Annotated in this window: 15 protein-coding genes; 6 read left to right on the top strand and 9 right to left on the bottom strand. The window is 47.9% G+C overall.

Annotation, left to right across the window (positions count from 1 at the left end; all coding sequences use genetic code 11):
- Positions 1-42: 42 nt before the first annotated feature.
- From ribH to pdhA, 3 genes are read right to left on the bottom strand one after another with little or no spacing between them, the layout of a single operon-like run.
- Entirely contained in the window at positions 43-531 is a 489-nt protein-coding gene (ribH, locus tag DXN05_RS23120) for a 6,7-dimethyl-8-ribityllumazine synthase (RefSeq protein ID WP_116849687.1), read from the bottom strand.
- Positions 531-1223, bottom strand: a complete 693-nt coding sequence (locus DXN05_RS23125; RefSeq protein ID WP_116849688.1) for a tetratricopeptide repeat protein — start codon at positions 1221-1223, stop codon at positions 531-533. Before DXN05_RS23125 ends, ribH begins: the two co-directional genes overlap by 1 nt.
- Before the next feature lie 45 nt (positions 1224-1268).
- Positions 1269-2264, bottom strand: coding sequence for a pyruvate dehydrogenase (acetyl-transferring) E1 component subunit alpha (pdhA, locus tag DXN05_RS23130; protein ID WP_116849689.1), 996 nt, complete (start codon positions 2262-2264; stop codon positions 1269-1271).
- Positions 2265-2371: 107 nt separating this feature from the next.
- On the opposite strand from pdhA, the gene recF reads away from it, so the two are divergent.
- Positions 2372-3454, top strand: a complete 1083-nt coding sequence (gene recF / locus DXN05_RS23135) for a DNA replication/repair protein RecF (protein WP_116849690.1) — start codon at positions 2372-2374, stop codon at positions 3452-3454.
- Between the two features lie 211 nt (positions 3455-3665).
- On the top strand, positions 3666-3947 hold the full coding sequence (locus tag DXN05_RS23140; RefSeq protein ID WP_116849691.1) for a DUF721 domain-containing protein: 282 nt from the start codon (positions 3666-3668) through the stop codon (positions 3945-3947).
- A gap of 83 nt (positions 3948-4030) precedes the next feature.
- Here the strand turns inward: DXN05_RS23140 and DXN05_RS23145 are convergent, their stop codons facing one another.
- From DXN05_RS23145 to DXN05_RS23160, 4 genes are all read right to left on the bottom strand, one after another.
- The gene (locus DXN05_RS23145) at positions 4031-4495 is read right to left on the bottom strand and encodes a CBS domain-containing protein (RefSeq protein WP_116849692.1); all 465 of its coding nucleotides are present in this window, start codon (positions 4493-4495) and stop codon (positions 4031-4033) included.
- 418 nt (positions 4496-4913) lie between these two features.
- Complete coding sequence (locus tag DXN05_RS23150; RefSeq protein ID WP_116849693.1) at positions 4914-5960, bottom strand: ABC transporter permease; 1047 nt, start codon at positions 5958-5960, stop codon at positions 4914-4916.
- Between the two features lie 41 nt (positions 5961-6001).
- Positions 6002-7105, bottom strand: coding sequence for a BT_3928 family protein (locus tag DXN05_RS23155; protein WP_116849694.1), 1104 nt, complete (start codon positions 7103-7105; stop codon positions 6002-6004).
- A gap of 54 nt (positions 7106-7159) precedes the next feature.
- A complete protein-coding gene (locus DXN05_RS23160) occupies positions 7160-7711 on the bottom strand; it encodes a DUF1599 domain-containing protein (protein ID WP_116849695.1) in 552 nt (183 codons plus the stop codon).
- 55 nt (positions 7712-7766) lie between these two features.
- On the opposite strand from DXN05_RS23160, the gene folP reads away from it, so the two are divergent.
- Together folP and DXN05_RS23170 are read left to right on the top strand one after the other, a co-directional pair.
- Complete coding sequence (folP, locus tag DXN05_RS23165) at positions 7767-8597, top strand: dihydropteroate synthase (protein WP_116849696.1); 831 nt, start codon at positions 7767-7769, stop codon at positions 8595-8597.
- A gap of 26 nt (positions 8598-8623) precedes the next feature.
- Complete coding sequence (locus DXN05_RS23170; protein ID WP_116849697.1) at positions 8624-10465, top strand: UbiD family decarboxylase; 1842 nt, start codon at positions 8624-8626, stop codon at positions 10463-10465.
- A gap of 519 nt (positions 10466-10984) precedes the next feature.
- Here the strand turns inward: DXN05_RS23170 and DXN05_RS23175 are convergent.
- Positions 10985-11401 carry a nucleoside-diphosphate kinase gene (locus DXN05_RS23175; protein ID WP_116849698.1) on the bottom strand — a complete coding sequence of 139 codons (417 nt, stop codon included), beginning with the start codon at positions 11399-11401 and terminating at the stop codon, positions 10985-10987.
- 230 nt (positions 11402-11631) lie between these two features.
- On the opposite strand from DXN05_RS23175, the gene DXN05_RS23180 reads away from it, so the two are divergent.
- Complete coding sequence (locus DXN05_RS23180) at positions 11632-12579, top strand: DHH family phosphoesterase (RefSeq protein WP_245975285.1); 948 nt, start codon at positions 11632-11634, stop codon at positions 12577-12579.
- Between the two features lies 1 nt (position 12580).
- Positions 12581-13549, top strand: coding sequence for an FKBP-type peptidyl-prolyl cis-trans isomerase (locus DXN05_RS23185; protein WP_158559417.1), 969 nt, complete (start codon positions 12581-12583; stop codon positions 13547-13549).
- Positions 13550-13791: 242 nt separating this feature from the next.
- Here the strand turns inward: DXN05_RS23185 and uxuA are convergent, their stop codons facing one another.
- On the bottom strand, positions 13792-14961 hold the full coding sequence (gene uxuA, locus DXN05_RS23190; RefSeq protein WP_116849700.1) for a mannonate dehydratase: 1170 nt from the start codon (positions 14959-14961) through the stop codon (positions 13792-13794).
- Between the last annotated feature and the right edge of the window lie 228 nt (positions 14962-15189).

Consider the following 15189-nt stretch of genomic DNA (forward strand, 5'->3'; position numbering starts at 1 on the left):
TTCATTAGCACATTTTCAAATTTTCAAATTCCCAAATTGTTCCTACTTGCCTCCTCTCAGCTTCCTGGTGAGCTCAATCATTTTCGCTGCGGTAACGGCTGCTTCTTCGCCTTTGTGACCGTGTTTGCCACCTACGCGCTCCAATGCCTGCTGTTCGTTTTCTACGGTTAATACACCGAATATAACGGGTGTATCCAGCGTGAGGTTCAGTGACACTACGCCGTCTGTTACGGCTTTACATACATAGTCAAAATGCGGGGTATCGCCACGTATTACCGTGCCGAATGCAATGAATGCATCCGCAGCAGGCTGTTCGCTTTCTGCATAGGTTTTAATGGCAAACGGTATTTCAAAAGCACCCGGAACGGTAATGGTTTTGAATTTGATACCCTGTGCCTTGAATATCTTTTTTGCGCCAGCTTCCAGCTTGTTGATGATCGCTGCGTTCCACTCGGTTTTCACCATAACTACAAAGGCATCCTTCAACTGAGGGATGCCTTCGTTTAATGCCGTATTTCCTTTTGTTGCCATTATTTTACGCTAAAGTCGTTTTTTTCGATGCTCAGGCGGTAAATGTATTTATCTGCCTGGAAACCTTTATCTGTTCTTGGAAATTTCTCTTTCAACTGTTTGTACAATTTCAGCGCTTCTTCGTTTTTGCCAGACAGCTCGGTCAGCAAGGCTGCCCTGAACAGGTATTCAGATGAATTGGTTTCATCTTTTTCAAAAGTAGAAGCAGCTTTGGTGTAGTACTCAATTGCTTCTGTTTTTTTATCCTGCTCGCTGTAAGCATCACCCAAACAGCCGTAGGCCATCATCTGTACCTGTTTGGCGTCTGTGCTGAAATCTTTCAGAAATTTAATGGCATTGGCATAATCGCCCAGGTGCAGATAGCTTACACCGGCATAATATTTAGCCAGGTTACCGATTTTAGTACCGCCATAGTTTTGTGCAACATACAAAAAGCCTTTGCTGGATCCGTCTCCGTTCAGGGCTTTCTGCAGCGAATCGGCTGCAAAATATTCCTGGGCTTTGTATATGGCTTCACCGGCTTTTTCTTCTTTCGGTTTCACTACCAGGTTCTGGTAACCGAAATAGCCGCCTACTACTACTATTGCAGCAACTGCAATCGAAACAACAGGCTTTTGATATTTGTGCCAGAAACTCTGCGCTTTAACCAGCGCTTCATTTACTTCAACTTCCTGCACTTGTTTATCAGACATAAAATTTACAGTATGTTTTTATAAGAGATGATAAGGTTACTCCGCTTAGTCAACAATAAACGGATAGTTCTGGTCTACATACACATCTTTCAGCAATTCGTTGTCATCCGGCCATGGGCTTTCTTCAGCGAATTTAACGCTTTCTTCCACTACGGCGTTAATGCGTGCGTCAATCGCAGCGATTTCTTCCTTGGTAGCGAATTTGTTGTCAAGAATGGTTTGTAATACCACCTGGATAGGATCTTTGCCTTTGTACTCTTCCACTTCTTCTTTGGTACGGTATTTCTGGGGATCAGAAACTGAGTGGCCTTTGTAGCGGTAAGTCTTCATTTCCAGCAAAGTAGGGCCGCCTTTTTCACGCGCACGTTTTACCGCACGGGCAACCGCATTGTGACAGGCCTCAGGGCTCATGCCGTCTACTTTATCAGCAGGCATTTCATAAGCATCGGCCAGTTTATAAATATCCACCACGTTTGAAGTACGTTCAATTGAAGTACCCATTGCGTAGTTGTTGTTCTCACAAATAAATACAACCGGCAGCTTCCACAGCATGGCCAGGTTAAACGCTTCGTGCAGCAAACCCTGGCGGGCAGCACCGTCACCGAAGAAACACAGCACCACATTGTCTGTACCGCGGTACTGCTCAGCAAAAGCCAAACCTGCACCTGTACCAATCTGCGCACCTACAATGCCGTGTCCGCCGTAGAAATAATGCTCTTTACTGAAAAAGTGCATACTGCCACCCTTGCCTTTCGCACAACCGGTCGCTTTTCCATACAGTTCGGCCATACCAGCATTGGCAGAAATACCTTTCGCCAAACCCAGACCATGGTCACGGTAACCCGTAATAAATGGGTCTTCCTGGCGTGTTGCAGTCATACAACCTGCTGCAATGGCTTCCTGACCGATGTAAGCGTGGAAAAAACCGCGAATTTTACCGGCCATTTTATACATTTCCTCTGCCTTTAACTCGAACTGGCGAATCAGCTGCATGAGCTCGTACCAGTATAAATATGTCTCTTTTGAAAACTTGGTAGCCACGGTATTAAAATTTGAGGGGCAAATATAGGGGTTAATGGTTAAAAATATCCTGTTTGTGAATTTTATCCCCGCCCCTGTTTGGCTGTTTAGGGCTAACTTGCAGCTTTATGTTGTATCTGCCGCACATAACCGTTACACAGTACAGGAATTATTTATACCAGCAGTTTCAGTTTCCCAACCGGGTCACCGGTATCAGCGGCCCCAACGGCAGCGGCAAAACCAACCTGCTCGACGCTATTTACTACCTCTGTTTCACCCGCAGCTATTTTTCCAGGCCCGACAGCCAGAGCGTGCACCACGGCATGCAGGGACTGCGTATTGAAGGCCTGTTCGAGAAAAACGGCGAAACCGCGAAACTGGTTTGCATACTGCGCGAGAACAACAAGAAAGAATTTTACCTGAACGATAGCGAGTACAAAAAATTCTCCTCGCACATTGGCCGCTATCCTTGTGTAATGATTGCGCCCGACGACACCGAGCTCATTACCGGCGGCAGTGAAGAACGCCGTAAAATGATCGATACCCTGCTGGCCCAGCTCTCTGCCGGCTACCTGCAGCAACTGATCGATTATAACAAAATATTACAGCAACGCAACGGATTGCTGAAAGCAGCAGCCGAGCACCGCCGCCTCGACGAGGCCCTGCTCGATATTCTCGACGAACAGCTGTACGCTAAAGGCCAGGACATTTACGCAGAACGGAGAAAATTCGCCGCTGAGTTTATCCCGCTTGTGGAGGCGCAATACCAATCCATTGCAGGCAGCAACGATGGTGTAACCCTCAATTACGACAGCCAATTGAATAACCAGTCATTCGCCAGCCTGCTGCAGCAAAACCGCCAGCGCGACCTGTACCTGCAGCGTACCGGTGCCGGTATTCACAAAGACGACCTGGTGATGAAAATGGGCGAACAGCCATTTAAATCCATTGCCTCGCAGGGCCAGCGCAAAAGCCTGCTGTTTGCCCTGAAGCTGGGCGAATTTATTACCCTGAAACAGCACAACGGCTTTGCCCCCCTGCTGCTGCTCGATGATGTATTCGAAAAACTCGACGCCCAACGCATGCACAACCTCCTGCACAAAGTATGTACAGAAGAACAGGGCCAGGTATTTATTACCGACACGCATCATGACCGACTGCATATCGCGCTCGAACAACTCGCCGTACCATTCGGGATCATCGAGCTGTGAAGAAGGTTCAATCTGTTGGATGGTTCAATTGTTTGGATGGTTCAATTGTTCAAAAAGTTCAATTGTTCAATAGTTCAATTAGGCACCAAATGGAACATTGGAACTCTGGAACATTGGAACTTTGGAACTCTGGAACATTGGAACTCTGAAACTTTGAAACTCTGGAACTTTGAAACATTGAAACTCTGAAACATCTGACTATCTTTGTTCCATGTCTGAACTTACCATCGGCGAAGCCATCAAAAAATTCCTCAACAAAAGCCAGCTGAAGAACGGTATCCGTGCCCTGCAGATAGAAGAATTATGGGAGCAGATTATGGGTAAAACCATTGCCAAGTACACGGAGAAAGTACAGATTGTAAACCACACCCTGTTTATCAAAACAAATGTAGGCCCACTGAAGCAGGAGCTGATGTACCAGAAGAAGAAGATTATAGAAAGGGTAAATGAAGTAATGGGCGAACAAATGGTTCGCGAAGTGGTGATACAGTAACCGCTGTTCTGTTTATATGATTATCCCTACGGCACTGCGCCGCATATTTCACCCGGAATTTTTATTGCAAGCAAATGAACTGCTTAATACAGTGCGTCCCTGCTCATGCTTTCTGATGCAGACCTGCTGAGTATGGTTTCTTCCATAAAGGGCATTAACTCCTTGTCGCGCATGGCTTCGCGCATCAGGTCGTTGAAGGTAATCATGCCTGAGAAAGCAAAGTCTTCAAACACGGGAAGGTAGCGGGTTTTATACAGGTTCATCATCAAAATCGCATGTCCTGCGGTATCCAGCTCAGATACAAATGGCAAATCGGCTGTCATCACCTCGTGCAGCAAGGTATTGTGCGAATGCCTGTTGCGCAGAATTACCTTACGGGTGTAATCACTTTCGGTAAACACGCCGGCATATTTGCCGCAACGCATCACCACTACAAACTGGGTATTCAAACACTGCATCAATCCAAGGGCTTCGAGCACGGTAGCGCTTGCCTCCATGGTATTTGACAACGGCCCCTTTGCCGCAAGAATAGCGGAGATAGTACGCATACAATTGATTTTAAATGATCAGGAAGAAATACCGGGCGTAGGGATTGAAGCATGTACGTTGTTAGGATCCTATCAACAGGCAATTTTTTATGCAATCGGGAACGGAGTGAGATTAAAGTTAAACATTAAACAGCGATAAAAATGCACAACTGCATTATTAAATTTTCGCTAAAACGCAACAGCAGCAAGGGAGAGAGGGAATAATTTGAAAGTGTGCTGATTTGAAAATTTGAAAATGAAAGAACCAATGTTTGAACCGAATCAATGGTTGGATGGCTTAATGGTTTTATGGTTCAATGGCTTAAGCTGCGAGCTTGTTTGGCCAAAGTCACCTGCGGCGAAAGTGCAGCATTAATACCCGCTAAGATAGTCTCGATGTGTCGATGTCTCGATTCTCGATGTATTTTCCTCTCACGATTTACGACATTCTTATCCTCGGGTCTACCAGGCCGTAGAGCAGATCGGCGAGAATGTTTACGACGATGAAACAGCTCGCGGTGATCAGCACGCTGCCCATTACTACGGGGAAATCGAGCTTTTCCAGGGCGTCTACAGTTACGCGACCGATGCCGTTCCAGCCAAATATGTATTCAACAAAAAAAGCGCCTGCCAGCAGCTCGGCAAACCAGCCGGTAACTGCAGTAATCACGGGGTTTAAGGCATTGCGCAGGGCATGACCGAAGATCACCTGCCGCCTGTTTAATCCCTTGGCATAGGCAGTGCGGATATAATCCTGGTTCAGCACATCCAGCATGGCGCTGCGCGTAAGTTGCACAATAACGGCCAGCGGGCGTATGCCCAGTGTTATGGCAGGCAGGATAAGATTTTTCAGCTGCAGTGTGCTGCCGTTAAAAGCGTCTACACCAAACAGGCTGCCGGTCATATGCAGGCCGGTATAATTGCTCAGCACAAACCCGAAAATATACGCCAGCAGGATGCCCATAAAAAACGAAGGCACCGATATGCCCAGCACGCTGGAAAACACTGCGCTGGTATCCAGCCAGGTATCGCGTTTTACCGCTGCCAGCGTACCCAGTAAAATACCCAGCACGGTAGCGATAAGCATAGCGGTGAGCGCGAGCACAAAAGTGGCCGGAAGGGCCTGCAGCAATACTTCAGATACATTGCGTTTGCTCTGGTACGAGCGGCGCAGGTACGGCAGTTTAATACCCAGTTTGGTTTCACCGCCAATAAAAAAGCCCTTCAGCTGTTTTTGCTGTATTTCTTCGCGTGTATGCACGCCCACAGGCGATACATCGTTCATGTACAGTACAAACTGCTTCCATTTGGGCTGATCCAGCGCCAGCTCCCGGCGAATGTTGCGCATGGTGGCACTGTCGCCTGTTTGGCCCAGCACCAGCCGTGCCGGATCGCCAAAACCCTGGAACAGGAAAAACACCAGCATCACTACGCCCGCCAGTACCAGCAGTCCATATAAAAGTTTGCGTGTAATAAAACGAAGCATAGTGTGGTATTAAATAAGCAGTGAATCAATGAGCGGTTAAATTATTTCTTCATGGCGTCTACAAAACCGGCCACGTCACGGTAGCTGTTCTTTTCCAGTACATTGGCCTGGCTCATCAGGAAGAATGTAGGCACCACGCGGGCAGCTGTTTTTACCACAGTGGCATCGCAGGTAACAATGGCTACTTTGGTGGTATCTAACAGCTGGACTGCCGTTGATGCGGCAGGTGTAACCACGATCACCGGCATACGCTGTGCCTGCGCGGTTTGCAGCATGGCTTTGTAAGCCGCCTCAGACTTGTTCCAGGTATTGAAGTGCTGCACAAATACCAGCACATATTTGCGCTGCTGGCCCAGTATTTCGTGCGTGGTGTCAAAACCGCTGTGCGCTGTCATCGCGAAATCTTCAATGGGCGGTACTGCATTGCCTTTGCGTACCAGCTTGTCGTAACGGTCAACGTATTCATAGGTAGAATCAAGATCTGCCGGCATATTTGCCTGGTCAAACTCTATTTCTTTACCATTCTTTTTGTATTTGAACGTGATGGCAAAGCTGTCGATCACCGAGCCTGCCGGCGGTTCCATCTGCTGCAGAATGTTGTTGCCTTTTTTGTAAGGCAGGCAGTCAACAAACGGCAGGTGCTGCAGTGCATAAGCCTGCATACCGGCAGCGCCTACCAATACGGCCAGCAGCAACACCTGCGGTACGGGTGTGCGCAGGGCAGATTTTATCCTGTTGCGGTTAATAAAGAGTATTACAATGAGCAGCGTCAGCAGCAGGTCTTTCAGGAAAGATTGCAGTGGTGTTAAAGGCAAACAATCACCGAAACAGCCACAGGTTTTTATTTTTCCCGACAACAGTGCATAGCCCGTGAGGAATGTAAAGAAAACAATGAGCAGCAGCAGCAGCCAGCTAAACAGGCGCATACGCCAGCCCACAATCACCGCCACGCCGGCGAGCACTTCAAACACATTCATTACAATGGAAAGTGCGAGCGCGTAATTATTGAGCCATTGCCAGCCCCATACCTCGAAAAACTCCTGCATTTTATAGCTGAGACCAAGCGGGTCATTGGCTTTTACCAGGCCGGAGAATATAAACAGCAAACCAACAATCCAGCGAATAAGGGTAAGTAATGTTTTCATGCCATTGCGGTGTTGCGGCAGGTGTTTTCCAGCTGCCTGTTGTTAAGGGTTATGTTAAGCAGCGTGTTTGCCTTCGCCAATCAGTATCAGCGCAAACACGGCGTAATTCAATATATCGGTATAATTGGAATCGATGCCTTCACTTACGATGGTTTTACCGTCGTTGGCGAGTATCTGGCGTATGCGCATCAGTTTCATCAGAATCAGGTCGGCAAAGCTTTCCTGGCTCATTTCGCGCCATGCTTCTCCGTAATCGTGGTTTTTGTCTTCCATCACGGCGCGGGTTTGTGCAATGGTTTTGTTGTACCACTGCTCTACTTTGCTCACTTCCACATCTTCAATGGCCGCCACTTTCAGTTCAAGCTGGATGAGGCCGATAACGGCATAATTCACAATCGCCTTAAACTCGGAAGTGATGTTATCCCCTATTTTCTGCTCTTTTTTATCCTGCAGGGTACGTATGCGCAGCGCTTTGATAAACAGCTGATCAACCACGGAAATGGTACGCAGTACACGCCATGAGGTGCCGTAATCTTTTGTTTTCTTCAGAAATATGTCCTTGCAGCCTGCTACCGCCTCGTCGTATTGTTGGATTGTGTTGTTCATATCTTTATGCTACGCTAAGTTTGCATCCGGCACCAAAAATAAAGGAAAGCAAACAATGTTTACGATCAATTGCAGCGGAAGATTGCTCAGCCTCCACCAGCCCGTGGTGATGGGCATTATTAATACCACGCCCGATTCGTTTTACGGCAACAGCCGCATTGCCACCATTGACGCGGCTGTAACGCAGGCCGGTAAAATGCTGTCAGCGGGTGCAGCCATACTTGACCTGGGCGGACAAAGCACGCGGCCGGGTTTGCCGCAGGTAAATGCCGAAGAAGAAGCTGACCGCGTGGTGCCGGTGATTGAAGCCATACACCGCGCTTTCCCGGACGCCATTATCTCAGCAGACACCTATTATGCCCATGTGGCCCGTGAAGCGGTAAAAGCAGGGGCTGCAATGATTAATGATATCAGCGGCGGACTGCTTGATGAAGCCATGCTGCTCACGGCAGGCGCACTGCAGGTGCCGTATATCTGCATGCACATGAAAGGCTCACCCGAAAACATGCAGCAGCTGGCCAGCTATGAAGATGTAACCAGCGAGGTGATCGATTACTTTATTGAACGAACCGAAGCATGCCGCCTGGCCGGTATAAACGACGTAATTATAGACCCCGGTTATGGATTCGCGAAAACCTATGCACATAATTTTCGCCTGCTGCAGCAATTACCCTTATTTTCGGTACTGCAACGACCGGTACTGGTGGGTATTTCACGCAAGTCGACCATTTACCGCACCCTGGGCATCAGTGCCGAAGAGGCATTGAATGGCACCACCGTACTCAATACCATTGCACTAATGGGCGGCGCACACATACTGCGTGTGCACGATGTAAAACAGGCCCGCGAAGCCATAACGCTGGTGCAGGCCGTACAACAATCCTAACCACCCCAACCATTTAATATATACGTATGCCCTATTCATCGCTGGAAGCCTGTTTAACCGACCTGGAGAGAAACGGACACCTGGTGCGCATTAAAGAAGAAGTGGATCCTTACCTCGAAATGGCGGCCATTCATTTGCGCGTGTACGAGGCAGGCGGACCGGCCTTGTTGTTTGAAAATGTGAAGGGCAGCCGTTTCAGGGCAGCATCGAATATATTCGGCACGCTGGAGCGCAGCCGGTTTATTTTCCGGGACACGATACCTGTCATTCAGCAGCTGATTGCACTGAAGAATGATCCTATGCAGGCTTTAAAGAAGCCCTTCAGCAACCTGTCTGCCGCCATGGCCGCGTGGAAGGCCCTGCCTTTGCGCAACCCTGCCTCTAAGCCGGTACTGGCGCAGGAAATACAGATCAGTGATCTCCCGCTTATTCAGCACTGGCCTATGGATGGCGGTGCTTTTGTAACCCTGCCGCAGGTGTATTCCGAGGACATCAATCACCCCGGCATTATGCAATCGAACCTGGGCATGTACCGCATTCAGCTTACCGGCAACGACTATGTAACCAATAAGGAAATAGGACTGCATTACCAGATACACCGCGGCATCGGCGTGCACCAGGCTGCTGCCAATGCCAAAGGGCAACCGCTGAAAGTAAGCATATTCGCAGGTGGCCCGCCGGCCCATACCCTTTCTGCAGTAATGCCCCTGCCCGAAGGTTTAAGTGAACTTACCTTTGCCGGTGCGCTGGGTGACCGCAGGTTTCGGTATACGTACAAAGATGGCTACTGCATTAGCACAGATGCGGATTTTGTAATAACAGGAGAAGTCTATCCCAACGAAACCAAACCCGAAGGTCCTTTTGGTGATCACCTCGGTTACTATAGTTTAACGCACCCATTCCCGGTAATGCGGGTGCATAAAGTCTATGCACGTAATAATGCCATCTGGCCATTTACTGTAGTGGGCCGCCCGCCGCAGGAAGATACCAGCTTTGGCGAACTGATTCATGCACTTACGGGTGATGCTATTCCCAAAGAAATACCGGGTGTTAAAGCAGTACATGCGGTTGATGCCGCAGGCGTACACCCTTTGCTGCTGGCTATTGGCAGCGAACGTTACACACCGTATGCGCAGGTAAAACAACCTGCTGAATTGCTGACGCTGGCCAATCGCATACTCGGCACAGGTCAGCTAAGCCTGGCCAAATTCCTGTTTATTACAGCCGACCCCACCAACCGCCTGTCCATACACGATATACAGGCTACCATGCAGTACATACTCGAACGTATGGATCTTACCCGTGACATTCATTTCTTTACCAATACCACTATTGATACGTTGGATTACTCCGGTACCGGCCTCAACACAGGCAGCAAGGTAGTATTTGCTGCATATGGTGAAATAAAGCGACAGCTGTGTACAGAAATACCCGCTGCCTTGTACAACCTGCAACAGTTTAATCATCCTGTGCTGGCCATGCCCGGCGTGGTTTGTTTGCAGGCAAAACCTTTTACCAGTTACGATGAGGCACAGCGTGAAATGGCTATGTTAAATGAACAGCTGGTTGATAAAACCGATGCCCTGCAGCAGGTGCCCCTGCTGGTGATTACCGATGATGCCGCCTTTACCGGCGCTACGTTAAACAATTATCTCTGGGTTACGTATACACGCAGCAATCCGTCGCACGATATCTATGGTATTGATGCCTTCACCCAATTCAAACACTGGGGCTGCCGCGGACCGATGATTATTGATGCACGCATTAAACCGCACCATGCGCCGCCGCTGGAAAAAGACCCTGCAGTAGAAAAAAGCGTAGACGCCTTGTTTGCGCGCAATGGAAGCCTGGGAAAGCTGAAGGTTTAGAAATGCCCAAAATGATAATTTGCTATTGCAGCCGGGAGTTGTGAACTGCAGGCCCGGATAACGGGTAATTGGTATGTGAAGGGATAAAATTTTGAGCAGAGCACCTGCTATAAAAAATATAGGGGCAGTTGGAAACAACCGCCCCTTTTTCAACCCTAAACCCTTAAAAAACATTGATTTTTTAGAAAAAACCATGCCAATATGAAAAAAGAGGCCTTTTTTTAAAATCAGTTATCGCTCATAGTACACAATTATTTAATACACAAATCCGCCGCTAAAAGCAGCTGCTAAAAGCATTTGCACAACCAGACCGTATTCATAATGATCATCCGACAGCCTGGCATCTGTTAATAAAGTTTAACAAGTGCGAATCAGTGCCGCAACATCGACTGCCAGTAATTTTGGCAGTTTCCAAACTTTGGCAGTCATTTTTAGTGTAATTCCAATGAAAAAAGGTGATACAAACAGCCATTATAGCATTTGTATCACCTTTTTTACTGCCTGTTGGCACCGGGCCAACTAGAATATCTCCAGACCAGAGAAGAAGAAGCTGCCTTCAATAGCTGCGTTTTCATCGCTGTCGCTGCCATGTACGGCGTTTTCACCTACAGAAGCTGCGAATTTTTTACGGATGGTGCCTTCTTCAGCCTGTGCAGGGTTGGTTGCACCGATCAGTTTCCTGAAATCGGCAACAGCATTGTCTTTTTCAAGAATTGCCGCAACAATCTGCCCGCTGCTCATAAAGTCAACCAGCTCACCGTAAAAAGGTCTTTCCTTGTGTACAGCGTAAAAAGCACCAGCCTGCTCTTTGGTCAGTTTGGTCCATTTCATGGCTTTAACAGTAAAGCCGGCTTTAATAATCTGGTCTAAGATAGCACCAGTGTGGCCTTTTGCAGTAGCATCAGGCTTAATCATTGTGAATGTTCTATTACTCATAGTTGTACTTGCCGTATTTGACGCGCGCAAAAGTAGTCATTGAAGCAGGAATTAACTATACCCCTGCACCAATTTTGGGAAAAAAGTTTGGGAAACGGGATAATGCCGCTGGTTCCCGGAAATTAGATTTGAAGGTGTGGGACGAATCCCTGAATTTTGCCGCCGTTCCTATGCAATCAATTCAAGCCTTCTATCCATTATTGTCAAAGCCTTCAAAGGCCGTTATTACCATGCATCAGAAGCCTGACGGCGATGCCATGGGTTCTGCGCTTGGGCTGTATCATTTCCTGAAAGCCATTGGGCATGATGTTACCGTTATATCGCCCACTAACTGGGCTGATTTCCTGGACTGGATGCCTGGTTGCGCGCAGGTGATTGATTATGATCTTAACAGGGAAAAATCTGCAGCGCTGGTAAAGGCGGCTGACTGGATTTTCTGTCTTGATTTTAATGTACTGCACCGCACCCGTCATTTTGAGCCGGTGGTGGCTGCAGCAAAAGGCATACGCATATTAATTGACCATCACCAGCAACCACAGGTAGAAGCATTTGCTTACGGCGCAAGCAATACCGCGAAAAGCTCTACCTGCGAAATGGTGTACGATTTTATAACCGAAGCAGGTTATGACGAAGTGCTGAATGAAACCATTGCCACCTGCCTGTACACCGGCTTAATGACGGATACCGGTTCGTTCCGCTTTCCCAGCACCACGGCATCGGTACACCGCATTATTGCGCATTTCAAAGATCTTGGTCTGAAGCACACCCCTATCCACGAAAACATTTATGATAATTTCCTGGAGAACAGGTTGCGCTTTATTGGTCATGCCCTGCTTAACCGCCTTGATGTATTGTACGAATACAATACAGCCATCATGAGCATCACCAAGGCTGATCTATTGAAATTTGATATCAAAACCGGCGATTCTGAAGGTCTTGTTAACTACCTGCTTACCATTGAAGGCATCCGTTTTGGTGCGTTGGTGATAGACAGGGATGAAGAAAGAAAATGGAGTTTCAGAAGCAAGGGCGATTTTGATGTAAACACCTTTGCCCGCACGCACTTTGAAGGCGGCGGACACAAAAACGCTGCAGGCGGCCGCAGCAGCGAAAGCCTCGAACAAACAACAGAGAAATTCAAACAGGTTATTCAACAATATGAAGTTCAACTACAATAACATGAAGCAATTCTTATTAGGTGTGGCAGCGTTTGCTATGTTTGCCATGACTGCCTGCCAGGGTGTTAACTACGAAAAAACAAAATCTGGCCTCACGTATAAAATTATCAAAGGTAAAGGTGGTGAAAAGCTGAAAGGCGGCACCGCTATCAAATTCAATATCTTCATCGGTATCCCCGAAGCTGATACCACATTTGCCACTACTTTCGATAAAATGCCCGGTTTCTTAACCGTTGACAGCAGCCAGCGCGGCCGCGGTACATTTATGGAACTGCTGCCCCTGTGTAGCGTAGGTGACAGCCTTATCTTCAAATACAGCGTGGATACCCTGAAAAAACTCGGCGCTATTCCCGACTACAACAAAACCTTTACACGCGGCGGTTTTATTACCGGCCGTATCAAAATACTGAAAGCATACAAAGCAGAAGCTGACATGGTTGCCGACTACCAGAACGAAGTTCAGTCAGAAACCAACCGTGAAATTGCAACTATTGAAGGCGACCTGAGCAAAATGGGCGTAAAAGCACAGAAAAGCAAGAAAGGTACTTTTGTAGTAGTGAGCAACCCCGGCGACCAGAGCAACAAAGCCGATTCCGGCAAACAGGCACTGGTAATGTACCGTGGCTACCTGTTCAATGCAAAAGGCGGCGAGAAAAAAGTATTCGACACCAACATGGATACTACCAAGGGTCATACACAGCCTTACCCTGTAGTAGTGGGTCAGTCACAGGTAATTGCAGGCTGGCACGAAGCGCTGCCTTTCTTTGGTAAAGGCGGTAAAGGTACTATCTATGTACCTGCCATGCTCGGTTACCAGAACCAGGCAATGCCCGGTATTCCTGCTTACTCAACACTGGTATTCGACATCGAAGTTACCGATGTAACCACACCAGCCCCTGCTGCTGCACAGCCCGGTTTCCCCGGTGGTGCTATGCCACAGCAACCTGGTCAGCAGCCAGCAGGCCACTAATTCAGGTTTGATCGCATAACAAAAAAAGGCTATCCGAAAACGGATAGCCTTTTTTTTCGTCAGTCGTCAGTGACCTTAGCGAGTATTAATTCCGAGAGCCGAGACATCGACACGTCGAGACTATTTTAGCGAGTATTATACTTTTTGCCGGCTTTTCATTCACTATTGACTATTCACTGTTCACCTCCGAAGGAGCCCTTGGACAGTGACCCCACCCGCTCACTATTCACCACTCACGATTCTCACTCCCATCCCATGCTTCGCAATACGCCTAATTCAAGTCCGCGCAGTTCGGCCAGGCCACGTAAACGGCCAATGGCTGAATAACCGGGGTTGGTGATCTTATCCATATCGTCGAGCATCTGGTGCCCATGATCTGGCCGGAAGGGAATGGACGTATCCAGCTTTTGCTGAATGGTGAGCAGTTCACGCATTACTGCATACATATCGGTATCGCCATCGAGATGATCGGCTTCGTAAAAATTGCCTTCTGCATCCCGTTTGGTATTGCGCAGGTGTACAAAATGAATGCGCGTATCCAGTGCTTTAATCATGGCCGGCAAATCGTTTACCGGGTTGGCGCCGAGTGAGCCGGTGCAGAAGCAGATACCATTGGCAGGTTCAGGCGCTGCGCTGAGCACATCCAGCAGATCCTGGTGGGTGGATACAATGCGCGGCAGGCCCAGTATGTCAAACGGGGGATCATCCGGATGCACGGCCAGCTTCACACCCACTTCTGTTGCTACAGGTGCTACCTGCTGCAGAAAGTAAGCCATATTGCTTTTCAGCGTTGCGTGGTTAATGTCATCGTAGGCAGCCAGTTGTTTGCGCATGGCATCCACACTTCTTCTTTCTTCACCGGGTATGCCAAACAAAACGGTATCTACCAGGGTATCGGTTTCCAGCTGTGTGAATTGTGCAAAACGGCTGGCAGCACGCTGCACAATGGCTTCGGGGTAGGCAGCTGCGGCGTTGGCACGTTTCAGCAGGTAAATATCAAAAATGGCGAGATCTGTCCAGTTAAAGTTCAGCGCCTTTGAATTGTCGTGCATGCGATAAGCAATGTCGGTGCGTGTCCAGTCGTTTACCGGCATAAAGTTGTACGTTACAACAGGAATACCACATGCTGCAATATTGCGTAGAGATACTTTATAGTTTTCAACATACTGCAGGTAATTGCCGCTGCGTGTTTTGATGTCTTCATGTATGGAAAGACTTTCTACCACATCCCAGTTAAAGCCATAGGCAGCCAGTTCTTTCTTGCGCTGTTCAATGGCATCCACTGTCCACACAGCGCCATGCGGTACATGGTGTAATGCCGTTACAATGCCTGTAGCGCCTGTTTGTTTTACATCCTGAAGGGAAACCGGGTCGTTGGGTCCAAACCAACGCCATGACTGTTTTAATCGCATACGCCTGTTGATCTTTTCGCCAATAATACATCATTTAGCAATACCGCATCCAACGCTTTACGGAAACGTTATCGAAGATCTTTCAGTGAATAGTGAATAGTCAATAGTGAATGAATGTACTTGCCTGAATAAGGTTGACTTTTTTTGTAGATAATAGACCTCGTTGTAAAGTAATGTTTTTTCTGATACAGCTGATTAAAGCGGTTCATTTGCAAAAGACATTGCTTT

The sequence above is a fragment of the Deminuibacter soli genome, assembly GCF_003412455.1.
GTDB classification, from domain to species: Bacteria; Bacteroidota; Bacteroidia; order Chitinophagales; family Chitinophagaceae; genus Deminuibacter; species Deminuibacter soli.

Coding starts and splice junctions, on each gene's coding strand:
- ribH (WP_116849687.1), bottom strand. CDS start 531: ATGGCAACAAAAGGAAATACGGCATTAAACGAAGGCATCCCTCAGTTG.
- DXN05_RS23125 (WP_116849688.1), bottom strand. CDS start 1,223: ATGTCTGATAAACAAGTGCAGGAAGTTGAAGTAAATGAAGCGCTGGTT.
- recF (WP_116849690.1), top strand. CDS start 2,372: ATGTTGTATCTGCCGCACATAACCGTTACACAGTACAGGAATTATTTA.
- DXN05_RS23140 (WP_116849691.1), top strand. CDS start 3,666: ATGTCTGAACTTACCATCGGCGAAGCCATCAAAAAATTCCTCAACAAA.
- DXN05_RS23145 (WP_116849692.1), bottom strand. CDS start 4,495: ATGCGTACTATCTCCGCTATTCTTGCGGCAAAGGGGCCGTTGTCAAAT.
- DXN05_RS23150 (WP_116849693.1), bottom strand. CDS start 5,960: ATGCTTCGTTTTATTACACGCAAACTTTTATATGGACTGCTGGTACTG.
- DXN05_RS23155 (WP_116849694.1), bottom strand. CDS start 7,105: ATGAAAACATTACTTACCCTTATTCGCTGGATTGTTGGTTTGCTGTTT.
- DXN05_RS23160 (WP_116849695.1), bottom strand. CDS start 7,711: ATGAACAACACAATCCAACAATACGACGAGGCGGTAGCAGGCTGCAAG.
- folP (WP_116849696.1), top strand. CDS start 7,767: ATGTTTACGATCAATTGCAGCGGAAGATTGCTCAGCCTCCACCAGCCC.
- DXN05_RS23170 (WP_116849697.1), top strand. CDS start 8,624: ATGCCCTATTCATCGCTGGAAGCCTGTTTAACCGACCTGGAGAGAAAC.
- DXN05_RS23175 (WP_116849698.1), bottom strand. CDS start 11,401: ATGAGTAATAGAACATTCACAATGATTAAGCCTGATGCTACTGCAAAA.
- DXN05_RS23180 (WP_245975285.1), top strand. CDS start 11,632: ATGCATCAGAAGCCTGACGGCGATGCCATGGGTTCTGCGCTTGGGCTG.
- DXN05_RS23185 (WP_158559417.1), top strand. CDS start 12,581: ATGAAGCAATTCTTATTAGGTGTGGCAGCGTTTGCTATGTTTGCCATG.
- uxuA (WP_116849700.1), bottom strand. CDS start 14,961: ATGCGATTAAAACAGTCATGGCGTTGGTTTGGACCCAACGACCCGGTT.